This is a genomic window from Rhodococcus sp. (in: high G+C Gram-positive bacteria), assembly GCF_049286785.1.
Taxonomy (GTDB): domain Bacteria; phylum Actinomycetota; class Actinomycetes; order Mycobacteriales; family Mycobacteriaceae; genus Rhodococcus_F.
Genome location: NZ_JBAQEO010000676.1, coordinates 1 through 11,372 on the forward strand (window position 1 = coordinate 1; position 11,372 = coordinate 11,372).

At 66.5% G+C, this 11,372-nt stretch carries 13 protein-coding genes; 11 read left to right on the forward strand and 2 right to left on the reverse strand.

The genetic code is table 11. The features are described 5' to 3' along the window. The 6 genes from WAW17_RS24405 to WAW17_RS24430 form a co-directional block, all read left to right on the forward strand. The coding region (locus WAW17_RS24405) for an MMPL family transporter (protein WP_422335462.1) at positions 1-917 on the forward strand (917 nt) is incomplete at its 5' end. Positions 918-1,082: 165 nt separating this feature from the next. Continuing rightward, positions 1,083-1,328 carry a YgaP family membrane protein gene (locus WAW17_RS24410; RefSeq protein ID WP_422335463.1) on the forward strand — a complete coding sequence of 82 codons (246 nt, stop codon included), beginning with the start codon at positions 1,083-1,085 and terminating at the stop codon, positions 1,326-1,328. Positions 1,329-1,341: 13 nt separating this feature from the next. Then, positions 1,342-1,746, forward strand: a complete 405-nt coding sequence (locus WAW17_RS24415) for a DUF302 domain-containing protein (RefSeq protein ID WP_422335464.1) — start codon at positions 1,342-1,344, stop codon at positions 1,744-1,746. Positions 1,747-1,801: 55 nt separating this feature from the next. Next, complete coding sequence (locus tag WAW17_RS24420) at positions 1,802-2,575, forward strand: sulfite exporter TauE/SafE family protein (protein WP_422335465.1); 774 nt, start codon at positions 1,802-1,804, stop codon at positions 2,573-2,575. A gap of 13 nt (positions 2,576-2,588) precedes the next feature. Further along, a complete protein-coding gene (locus WAW17_RS24425) occupies positions 2,589-3,299 on the forward strand; it encodes a response regulator transcription factor (RefSeq protein ID WP_422335466.1) in 711 nt (236 codons plus the stop codon). Next, a complete protein-coding gene (locus WAW17_RS24430; RefSeq protein ID WP_422335467.1) occupies positions 3,296-4,399 on the forward strand; it encodes a sensor histidine kinase in 1,104 nt (367 codons plus the stop codon). Before WAW17_RS24425 ends, WAW17_RS24430 begins: the two co-directional genes overlap by 4 nt. On the opposite strand, the gene WAW17_RS24435 is transcribed toward WAW17_RS24430, so the two are convergent. Beyond that, entirely contained in the window at positions 4,381-4,965 is a 585-nt protein-coding gene (locus WAW17_RS24435; protein WP_422335468.1) for a DUF2202 domain-containing protein, read from the reverse strand. The genes WAW17_RS24430 and WAW17_RS24435 overlap by 19 nt on opposite strands. A 172-nt stretch (positions 4,966-5,137) precedes the next feature. Then, a complete protein-coding gene (locus WAW17_RS24440; RefSeq protein ID WP_422335469.1) occupies positions 5,138-5,515 on the reverse strand; it encodes a carboxymuconolactone decarboxylase family protein in 378 nt (125 codons plus the stop codon). Between the two features lie 230 nt (positions 5,516-5,745). On the opposite strand from WAW17_RS24440, the gene WAW17_RS24445 reads away from it, so the two are divergent. The 5 genes from WAW17_RS24445 to WAW17_RS24465 form a co-directional block, all read left to right on the forward strand. Then, complete coding sequence (locus WAW17_RS24445; RefSeq protein WP_422335470.1) at positions 5,746-7,059, forward strand: MFS transporter; 1,314 nt, start codon at positions 5,746-5,748, stop codon at positions 7,057-7,059. Then, on the forward strand, positions 7,052-7,717 hold the full coding sequence (locus WAW17_RS24450) for an ArsR/SmtB family transcription factor (RefSeq protein WP_422335471.1): 666 nt from the start codon (positions 7,052-7,054) through the stop codon (positions 7,715-7,717). Before WAW17_RS24445 ends, WAW17_RS24450 begins: the two co-directional genes overlap by 8 nt. A gap of 249 nt (positions 7,718-7,966) precedes the next feature. Beyond that, positions 7,967-8,509 carry an NADH-quinone oxidoreductase subunit B family protein gene (locus WAW17_RS24455; RefSeq protein ID WP_422335472.1) on the forward strand — a complete coding sequence of 181 codons (543 nt, stop codon included), beginning with the start codon at positions 7,967-7,969 and terminating at the stop codon, positions 8,507-8,509. Between the two features lie 131 nt (positions 8,510-8,640). Then, positions 8,641-10,578 (forward strand): proton-conducting transporter membrane subunit, encoded by a 1,938-nt coding sequence (locus tag WAW17_RS24460; protein WP_422335474.1) that lies wholly within the window; start codon positions 8,641-8,643, stop codon positions 10,576-10,578. Then, the coding region (locus WAW17_RS24465; RefSeq protein ID WP_422335473.1) for a respiratory chain complex I subunit 1 family protein at positions 10,575-11,372 on the forward strand (798 nt) is incomplete at its 3' end. The genes WAW17_RS24460 and WAW17_RS24465, both read left to right, overlap by 4 nt.

Consider the following 11,372-nt stretch of genomic DNA (forward strand, 5'->3'; position numbering starts at 1 on the left):
TCCCGGAAGAGGCCCCGGTCCGCCAGGGTTACGACCTCGTCCAGTCGCAGATGGGTGAGGGAGCACCCGGCATGCTGCAGATCATCACTCCCGCGGCCGATGCCGACGCCGCTGCCACCGCCGCCGCCGGCACCGAGGGGATCACCATGGTCACCCCGCCGCAGCCCGCCATGGACGGCGCCGACTACGTCATGCTGCAAGCCATCCCGGACGTCGACCCCTCGGACGAGAAAATGGGCACCATACTGTCGCAGCTGCGCACGGATCTGCCCGACAGTGCGCTGGTCGGCGGCGCGCCTGCCGAGAACCTCGATCTACAGCAGGCGCTCAACGATTACTTGCCGTTGATCGTCGGCGTCATCCTCGTCCTCGGGTTCCTGCTGCTGCTCGTCGCCCTGCAGGCGCCTTTGATCGCGCTCATCGGCACCCTGGTGAGCCTGCTCTCGACCGCGGCGGCGTTCGGTGTCGCGAAGCTGATCTTCCAGGACGGTGTCGGTGCGAGCCTTCTCGGATTCGAACCTCAGGGCTTCCTCGACGGCTGGGGACCGGTGTTCTTCTTCGCGATGATCTTTGCGATCGCGATGGACTACACCGTGTTCCTGCTCTCCACCGCCAAGGAACACTACGAGACGTCCGGCGACCCGGACGTCGCGCACATCATGGGACTCGCGCATTCCGGGCGAGTGATCCTCGCCGCGGCGGCGGTGATGGTGGCGGTGTTCTTCACCTTCGCTCTGTCGGAGCCGTTGCCACCGAAGGAGATGGGCATCATCCTCGGTGTCGCGGTGCTGCTCGACGCGCTGCTGGTTCGACTGATCCTGCTGCCGGTGGCCCTGAGCCTGACCGGGCACGCCGCCTGGTGGTCCCCGGCATGGCTCCGTAAGGTGCTGCCGAGCATCACTTTCTCGCACGGCTGAGTTCCACCGGATCCGTCCGAACCCGGAAACACAGGGGTATGGGCGGTGGGTTATCACACACCCACCGTCCATACCCCTGGGGGTATAATGGGAACAGCGAAGAAACGAACCTCTCCGGAAACCCGCGGGGGCGTCAGTCAGACACGAACACGAGACAGGAAAAGAATGCTGACAAAGCTGCCCCGCCACAACGGTTGGACCATCGAGAGAGTGGTCCCACTCCTGGGAGGCTCGGTGGTACTCACGAGCCTGGCACTGAGCCGCGCACATTCACCACGCTGGCTGGGTCTGACCGGATTCGCCGGCGCCAACCTCGCCCTCTATGGGACCGTCGGCTGGTGTCCGATGAGCCTGCTCCTGGGACGCTTGGGAGTCCCCCGACTCGCCGACGAATCCACCACCGAGAAGTAGGAGGCGAATCCCGATGAACCTGGCGCTGTCAGCCACCGTCCACACCTCGTTCGAAGACGCCGTGTCGAGAACGCGAGCCGCACTGCTGGAACAGGGTTTCGGCGTGCTCACCGAGATCGACATGCAGGCCACCCTGAAGGCGAAACTCGGCGAGGACATGGAACGCTACGTCATTCTCGGTGCCTGTAACCCACCGCTCGCGCACCGAGCGGTCGGTGTGAACCGTCAGATCGGGTTGCTTCTGCCCTGCAACGTGGTGGTGCGCGACGACCCGTCCACAGCGGGCGCCGTACTGGTGGAGGCGATGAACCCCCAGCTCATGGTGCAAGTCTCCGGCGAACCCGAGCTCGTGCCGGTGGCGGAGGAAGCAGGAAAGCGCCTGCAGGCCGCGATCGACACACTCGGCACCCGGAACTGAGACTTCAGGACGGAAACAAGCACGGCATGACGATACGAAATCGCAGGAGGAACGGATGACCATTCTCGTCTCCCTCCTCTTGGGCGCCGTCATCGGAATCCTCCTCGGCCTACTCGGGGGCGGCGGGTCGATCCTCGCCGTCCCCGCCCTGGTCTACGGCCTCGGGATTCCGCTACAAGAAGCAGTGCCGATGTCTCTGATGGTGGTCGGCATCGCCTCACTGTTCGGCGCCGTTCCCAAAATGCGTGCCGGCCTGGTCCAATGGCGAGTTGCGGCGATGTTCGCCGTCACCGGACTCCTGGCCGCATTCGCCGGAAGCGCGGTGAATCGACTCCTCCCCGAGGCAGTCACCCTCGCCGGATTCGCCATCGTCATGATTGCAGCGGGAGTCCGGATGCTGTCGAGCACCGAGGGCACCGGCACCGCCTGCCGAGTAGAAGGTTCCACGATCAACTGGCGCCGTTGCACCTCCCGCTCCATTCCGGCCGGTCTCGGCGTCGGCTTTCTCACCGGACTCTTCGGCGTCGGCGGCGGCTTTCTCATCATCCCTGCCCTCGTCCTGCTGCTCGGCATCGAAATGTCCGTCGCGGTCGGCACCTCACTGGTGATCGTGACCGCCAATTCCGGGTCCGGTCTCCTCGCATACCTCGGCAATCTCAGTCTCGACTGGGGAATTGTCGCGGCATTCACGGCAACTGCCATCGGCGGATCGCTCGTCGCGGGCCGATACGGGAAGAACATCGACACTCGCCGACTACAGCAGTGGTTCGCCTACCTGATCTTCGCGGTGGCAGCCTTCGTCCTCTTCCAAGTGATCTTCCTTCGGTGAGCCCCGAAAGTCGGTGACCGGAACCGTGTCCCACAAGATCCTCGTCGTGGACGACGAACCGAGCATCCGCCGGTTGCTGCGCGGCTATCTGGAGGCCGAGGGATTCTCGGTGTCCGAGGCGGCGACCGGCACCGAAGCACTCATCCTCGTGCGGTCGGACCGCCCCGACGTCGTCCTTCTCGACCTCCGGTTGCCCGACCTCGGCGGCATCGAGGTGCTACGCGAGATACGGAGCTTCTCCGACGTGTTCGTCCTGCTGGTGACCGCCCGGTCGGACGAGGTCGACAAGCTCGTCGGCCTGGCAGTGGGCGCCGACGACTACATCACCAAACCGTTCAGTCCCCGGGAAGTCGTCGCTCGGGTGCGCACGGTGCTACGCCGATCCCGCGGCACCGAGCCCGCGCCCACGCGTCTCGTTTTTCCCGGATTGGTGGTCGATGCCGACGCACGTCAAGTGACCGTCGACGGTCACCATGCCGATGTCACCGCGCTCGAATTCGATCTGCTCAGCGCACTGGCCCGGACGCCCGGACGCGTCTATTCGCGCCGCCAGCTCCTCGAGAAGGTGTGGGACGGCGACTTCTTCGGCGACGAACGTGTTGTCGACGTCCATATCCGCAGCATCCGCCGCGCCCTGGGCGACGCCGCCGCAGCGCCGCGTTTCATCGGTACGGTCCGCGGAGTGGGGTACAAATTCCTTCCCCCCGCTGGAGAATTGCGGTGAGCGCCCTCATGCGGAGCCTGTCGGGCCGACTGTTCGTCTCGCATCTGGTGGTCGCGCTGGTGGGCTCACTGGTCACGTTCGTCGTCGTCCGGGTCTCCGCCCCCGCTTTGTTCGACGAGGAGAGTCGCAGACTCGGTTCCGGTCGGGTGCGCGGTGGTGGACAATCCCCGTTGCGCGGCGTCGTGGCCGACGCCGTCACCACCGCGCTGCTGCTCGGTGTGCTCGCCGGAGTCCTCGCGGCCGCAGTTCTGGGTTTCGTGGCGTCCCGGCACCTGCTGCGGTCACTGCGTTCGGTTCGCTCCGGTACCCGCGCCATCGCTGCGGGCGACTACCGGCATCGAATCGAGCCACCGAGCGAGCGGGAACTGGCTTCGGTCGCCGCCGACGTCAACGACCTCGCGACCCGGCTCGCCGATACCGAGGCCCGCAGGGTCCGGTTGCTGTCGGAAGTTGCGCACGAGATGCGAACACCGCTCACCGTGATCGACGGGTATGTGGAGGGGATCATCGACGGAATCTTCGATTCGTCCGAACTCGGCCGGATCGAACCGGAGGTCCGGCGCCTGCGCCGGCTCGCCGACGACCTGTCGACCCTGTCGCGGGCCGAGGAGAACCGTCTCGATCTCCAGTACTCGGAGTTCGACCTGTCCGGTCTCGTCGAACATGTCGCCGATCGGATGCGCCCGCAGTTCGATGACGCGGGACTGGCGCTCACCGTTCGGCTACGGTCCGGTCGCCTCCCGGTGCGGGCAGATTCCGATCGGATCACCCAGATTCTGACGAACCTTCTCGGCAACGCGCTGATCGCGACTGACTCCGGCGGAGTGACCATCGATGTCGCCGCCCGCAGTGACGGCGCCGTGATCTCGGTGATCGACACCGGTGAGGGTCTCGAGGCCGACGACCTCGAGCGCATCTTCGAGCGTTTCTATCGCGTCCCGGCACGCCGCCGTGTCGACCAGGATCCGGGATCCGGGATCGGCCTGACGATCAGCAGGGGAATCGCCCGCGCCCACGGCGGTGAGCTCTCCGCGAGCTCCCCCGGCCGTGGGCACGGTGCCACTTTCACCTTGCAGTTGCCTTATTCGGCCGCACCGTGACCCTGGCGGTCATGGCCGTCCCTGCCCTGACCCTCGTGACCCTGACCGGCCCGATGTCCGCGGTCACCGCCGACGTGCTGCTCCCCCGATGCCGCACCCTCGAATGCCCGCAAGTGGTTCTCGGTACCCCTGCGCAGCTTCTCGTAGACGCGATCGATCGCATCCTCGTCGCTGACCTCGATGGCGGTCGTCAGGCCGGAGATGTCGGCTGCTTCCAGTTCCGCTCCGACGGCGTAGGCGGCCTCGACCGTGGCCAGGCCCTGAGCGAGCCATGCGTCGTACTGCTGCTGGAGTTGCGGATCTGCATAGACACCCACCGCCAGTCCGTCTGACGGGTCCGGTACACCGTACTGTTCGAGCAGGCCGCCGACTGCGTCGTAATGGCGTTGTTCGCTTGTCGAGATGTGGTCGAAGATCTGCGCCTGCCACGCGTCGTGGAACTGTCGGTACAGGTCGCGGGCCACTCGCTCCTCTTCTCTCATCAGAGTCAGATCCGTGCGCTCCTCCTCGGAGAGCGATTGCCCCGCCGGCGGAACCGGAGTCGGCTGCGCCGACACCGTAGCCATTCCGAATCCGGATACCCCGATTGCTGTCGCTGCAACAACCGCACTTGCTGTCTTCTGCCAGAGCCTCATCACCGAGACCACCTTTCTCTCACACCCGAGTCAACAGCGGTCCTGTGAAATGCCCCGGTGGGTTTGTGTGAAGATTCGATGAGGACGGCGCAGGCTGATGAGATTATGTTGCGGCCTCGGGTTTTTCACCCGCGGATTCCTGGTCGGCATGGAACTCGTTGAAGGCGGCGAACGCTCGGGGGCCGTACACAGTGGAAGGTCCGCCATTCATCAGGATCGCGACCCCGATTGCCTCGGCGACTTCCTCCGGTGTGCTGCCCTGCTGGGCGGCACCTCGGGCGTGTGCGGCGATACAACCGTCACATTGGCTGCTCACGCCGATCGCCAGGGCGATCAGTTCCTTGGTCTTGGCGTCCAACGCCCCCGGCGACAGGGCGGCTTCGTGCAGTTGCGCATAACCGGCGTAGACCTGTGGGATCGCTTGACGCAGCGCCCGAGCGGGTGCGCGAAGCTCCTGTTGAACTGCCTTGCCGTACTCCATGGTGTACCTCCGGGTTGTTCGTAGTGGCTCTGACATCTGTCTGTCGGTACCGGTAACGGAACCATCGCAACTCTTCGAAGTGTGACGGAAAGTGCGGCGGGTCCGTCGGGATTCCGTATGGACGGGATTTCCTCGGCTGGACCAGAGCCGTTGACAAATTCATTCCAATATTCCATAGAATGTTTTCAGGAACGGCGCCGGCGGTGCGGCAAGTCCAAGGAGATCGCCACATGAATGCGATAACACGGAAGACCACCCACGGTCGGGGGATCGAATTGGGGCTGCGGCAGAACGCCGCCCAGTTCACTCTCCTGGTCGTGGTCAACGCCCTGGTCGGCGGAATGCTCGGCCAGGAACGAACCGTGCTGCCCCTGCTGGCCGAGCAGGAATTCGGCATCCGTGCCTACACCGCCGGACTGTCGTTCATCCTCGTCTTCGGAATAGCCAAGGCCGCCACCAACTACTTCGCCGGCACCCTGTCCGACCGCTTCGGCCGCAAACCCGTCCTCGTCGCCGGCTGGCTCGTCGCCATCCCCGTGCCGCTACTCCTGATCTGGGCGCCGTCCTGGGGCTGGGTCATCTTCGCCAACGTGCTGCTCGGCATCAGTCAGGGCCTGACCTGGTCCACCACCGTGGTGATGAAGATCGACCTGGTCGGCCCGGCCCGGCGCGGTTTCGCGATGGGCCTGAACGAGGCCGCCGGCTACGGTGCGGTGGCGGTCACCGCCCTCGCCACCGGCTACCTCGCCGAGGCCTACGGCCTGCGTCCGGCACCGTTCCTGCTCGGCATCGCCTTCGCCGCCCTCGGCCTGGGACTGTCCACCCTGGCGGTGAAGGAGACCCGCGAACACGCCCGGTTCGAGGCGGCCAACCACGTGGCCCGCGCCGACGGCCTCCACGACCACCTGCACGACAAGCTGACCAACCGGGAAGTGTTCATTCAGACCAGCTTCCGTGAGCCTGCCCTCTCGTCGGCCAGCCAGGCCGGCCTGGTCAACAACCTCAACGACGGCCTCGCCTGGGGTCTGTTCCCGATCCTCTTCGCCGCCGCGGGTCTGTCCGTCGGGAAGATCGGTGTGCTGGCCGCGTTGTACCCCGCGGTGTGGGGAGTCGGTCAGCTGATCACCGGCGCGCTATCGGACCGGTGGGGCCGCAAGTGGCTGATCGCCTCCGGAATGTGGCTCCAGGCCGTGGCTCTGGGCCTGATCGCGCTCGGTGACACGTTTGCGATCTGGGCCACCGCCGCGGTGCTACTCGGCGCCGGGACCGCATCGGTCTACCCGACGCTGCTCGCCTCGATCGGCGACGTCGCCCACCCCGCATGGCGGGCCCGGGCGGTCGGGACCTACCGACTGTGGCGCGACGGCGGCTTCGCGGTCGGCGCACTGCTCGCCGGTATCGTCGCCGACGCCCTCGGAATTCGAGCAGCCATCTGGACCGTCGCCGCTCTCACTGCGGTATCCGGCCTCATCGTCGCGGTGCGAATGTACGAGACCCACCACCGACCCCCGACCGAAACGCAGGAGGAAACCCCACATGGGTGACCGCGCCACCAAAGATGCCCTCTTCGCGGAGTTCGCCGCCGTCGGCAAGGTCCTCGGAAACCCCACCCGGCTCGAGCTGCTCGACCTGCTCGCCCAGGGGCCCCGCAGCGTGGACGACCTCGCCACCGTTGCACAGGTACTGATCAGCACCTGCTCGGCGCACCTGCACACACTGCGCGAGGCCGGCCTGGTCGACACCAGGCGTGAGGGCAAGAGGATCTTCTACTCACTCGCCGGTGACGACGTCGCCGGCCTGTGGGATCACCTACGGCACGTCGCGCAGCGACACCGCCCGCACACCGAACTCGCGCGTCGCGCCTACCTCGGTCCCGAGGACACCGCCGCGGTCGGCACCGAAGAGCTCCTGCGTCGGCTCGACAGTGGTGACGCCTTCATCCTCGATGTGCGGCCCGAACCGGAATACGCTGCGGGTCATCTCCCGGGAGCGGTCCATGTTCCGATCGAGGATCTGACCGCGCGACTCACCGAACTACCGAGAGACCGCGAGATAGTCGCGTACTGCCGTGGCCGGTACTGCGTGCTCGCCCATGATGCCGTCCGCCTGCTGAGCCGCCACGGGCTGACCGCCCGTCGCGCCGCCGACGGCGTCCTCGAATGGAAGCTCGCCGGCCTGCCCGTCGAGACCGACGCCGCCTGACGAGAACACCGGGCGACGCCCACCCGGCTGGGTCTCATCTGACGGCAAACGTCGTCAAAAGTCTTGGTCATCCGGCCTGAATACGTATCCTGTAGTTGCCGTGCGCGGTTCCGCGCTCGGTGGGCAGTTCTTCGACAGTCGGGCTGGGTGTCTACGCGCCGGGAAGGGTCGACAGTTGATCTACTCAGTGGCAAGTATGCGGGTGGCGGGATCTCGTCCCGTGGCGCCGACTGCGTCCGGAGCCGGCGAATGAGTACCGCTCCCGACTCCCGAGGTAGCCACGGCCGGGGACTCATTCGTCAGATCCGCCGGATCGGCCGCATTGCGGAGGGGGAACCACCGGCGCCGGCAGCCGCCGGCAGCGGACCGGAGACCGACAGCATGCTGGAAGCTTTCCTCCCGGTGACCGCGTCGATCCAGGTTCGCCATGTCGATGCCGGTTCCTGCAACGGCTGCGAGGTCGAGATCGGATCCGCGTTCGGACCGGTATACGACGTCGAACGCTATGGCATCCGCCTGGTCGCCTCACCACGTCACGCGGATGTGCTTCTCGTGACGGGACCGGTCACGCGAAACATGGTGGATCCGCTGGAGGAGACATACCGGGCGATGCCACACCCCAAGCGCGTTGTCGCTCTGGGTGATTGCGCACGAGACTGCGGAGTGTTCGCCGGCGGTTACGGTGTGGTCGGCGCGGTGCGGGACGTCATTCCGGTCGATATCGAAATTCCGGGATGCCCGCCTACCCCGGAAGCCATCGTGGCCGCCCTGCGGCGTGTGTCCGGTCGATGAACCCGATCGGCGCCGGCCTGGCGATCACTTTCCTTGCCGCAGCAGTGGCCGTCGCCGCGGGGGTGACACTGCCGTCCCGCGCCCGCCGCGTCGTGGTCGGCGTGTCGACCTCTCTCTCGGGCGCCGGCGGTATGCTGGTGGGTCTCTACGCCCTCGCGGGCCGGCAGTATTCGCTGACCCTGCGGCAGGTGCTCCCCTTCGACGGGGTCGAGTTGCACGTCGATCCCCTCTCCGGATTGTTCATGGTCCTGATCGGTGCCGTCGCGACTGTGGTCGGCGTGTACAGCGTGGGTTACACCGGTCCGGGCGGACACCACGGCGACGACACTCCGGGTTCGGATCGCGGGGCGAGTTCACGGACCGCCCACACCATGCTGCCGGTGTTCGTCGGCGCAATGCTCCTCGTTCCGGCCGCAGCCAACGTCGCGACCTTCCTCGCGGCGTGGGAGCTGATGGCGCTGGCTTCCCTGATGCTGGTGCTGGCCGAGTACCGCTCCCGGCCACCGGTCGGCGAGGCGGGCCTCTGGTACGCCTCCATGACCCAAGCCGGTGTCGTGGCCATCATGGTGGGTTTCGGATTACTCGCGGCGGGGGTCGGCGGGGAGTCGTTCGATGCGATCCGCGAGGGGGCGGCCACCCTTTCTCCGCTCGTACAGTCGTCCGCCTTCGTGTTGGTGTTCATCGGGTTCGGGTCCAAGGCCGGCCTCGTTCCGCTGCACGTGTGGCTTCCCCGGGCCCACACCGAGGCGCCGAGTCATGTGTCGGCGCTGATGTCGGCGGCCATGGTCAATCTCGGGCTGTATGGCATTATCCGGGTGGGATACGACCTCCTCGGCGGTGGGCCGCGGTGGTGGGGATGGCTGATGCTGGCGATCGGCACGCTGTCCGCCCTCTACGGGGTACTGCAGGCGAGCGTCGCCACCGACTTCAAGCGGTTGCTCGCGTACTCGACCACCGAGAATCTCGGCGTCATGCTGATGGGCGTAGGCGCCGGTGCCATCTTCGCCGCGGAAGGTAACCGCGTACTGGCGAGCCTGCTCGTCGCGGCGGCCCTGTTGCACGCTCTCAACCACGGCGCGTTCAAGGCCTTGTTGTTCATGGGTGCAGGGTCGGTGATGCGCTCGACCGGACTGCGCGACCTCGACCGGCTCGGCGGACTCGCCTCCAGGATGCCCGTGACCACCGCAATGGTCGCCGTGGGAGCGCTCGGCGCCGCCGCGTTACCGCCGGGAAACGGGTTCGTCTCCGAATGGCTTCTGCTGCAGGGATTCACGCACAGCTTGGGGTCGGAAGGTGTGGGCAACACGGTGACCACCATCGCGATGCCGCTCGCGGTCGCGGCCTTGGCGTTGACCACCGGTCTCGGTGTCGTGGCGTTCGTGAAGGCTTTCGGCATCGGGTTCCTCGCCCGTCCCCGGAGCCCGGAAGCGTCGGCGGCCGTGGAGAGCCCGTGGAGCATGCGGCTCGCCATGGTGGCGACGGCGCTGGCGTGTGCAGGTCTGGCGTTGTTTCCCGCCTTCCTCGGCGAGTCGCTGGTCCGTGCGATCTCGGTGTTGCCGGCGGTGCGCGACGGTAATCCGATCGGCCGCGACGGCGTGACGATCCGGTTGGCAGGCATCTCCGGTTCGATGTCACCTTTCCTGGTAGCAGTATCACTCGCCGCCGGGGTGATCCTGGCCCTGCTCGGTGCGAGGTGGGCGCGGGCGCGTCTGCCAGTACGCCACGCGATTCCGTGGGGTTCGGGACGACACGACCTGACCCCCAGGATGGAGTACACCGCCACCTCCTTCGCCGAACCGTTGACCCGCGTCTTCGATGACGTCCTGAGCCCGGAACTCGACGTGAACGTGACACCGCACGTCGAATCGGAGTACCTGATCAAGAGCGTCAGTTTCCGTCAGCGGGTGCCCGACCGGATCGAGGCCCGCCTGTACCCACCGGTGATGTCCGCGGTGGTCCGGTGGGGTCTCTGGGCGCGGCGGGCCCAGAACGGTGACCTCCACCGGTACCTCGCGGTGGGTTTCGTGGTGCTGATCGCGGTACTGGTCGCCGTCGGGGTGACCCGGTGAGCGGCCAGGGATCGACGGTCGTCGAACTGGTCGCGACCGGGATCCAGATCGTGTTGGTGGTCGTGGCAGCGCCACTCCTGGTCGGGTTCATGCGCCAGATCACCGCACGACTACAGGGGCGGGCCGGTGCGGGGGTGGGTCAGCCGTGGCGTGACCTACGCAAGCAGATGGGTAAGGAGCGCATCACCCCTGAAGGAACCAGTGCAGTCTTCACGGCGGCACCGTTCATCCTGCTGTCGTCGTTGCTCGTGATCGCGACGGTCGCACCATTCCTCACGACGGCGTCGCACACGGACGGGGTGGCCGATCTGTTCGCGGTCGTGGGACTGCTGTTCCTGGGCACGGTCGCGCTCATCCTCGGCGGCTTGGACACGGGCACCGCGTTCGGTGGAATGGGCGCCAGCCGGGAAGTGATGATCACCGCGCTGGCCGAGCCGACCATCCTGGTGGCGGGTTTCGCGTTGTCGACCCGAGTGAACTCCTCGAACCTCTCGGCGATGGTCGAGGGTGTGGTGCACTCACCGTCGCAAACCCTGACTCCGGCAAATCTCTTTGCCGCAGTGGCGATCGGCATCGTGGTCCTCGCGGAAAGCGGGCGGCTTCCGGTCGACAACCCGTCCAGCCATCTGGAATTGACGATGCTGCACGAGGCGATGGTGCTCGAATACGCCGGACCGCGACTGGCCATGGTGGAGTTCGCATCGGCGATCCGGCTGACCACCCTGGTCGGTTTGTGGGTGAGCCTGTTCGCCCCGTGGGGTGTGGCGACCTCCTCTACGCCGTGGGCCGTGCTC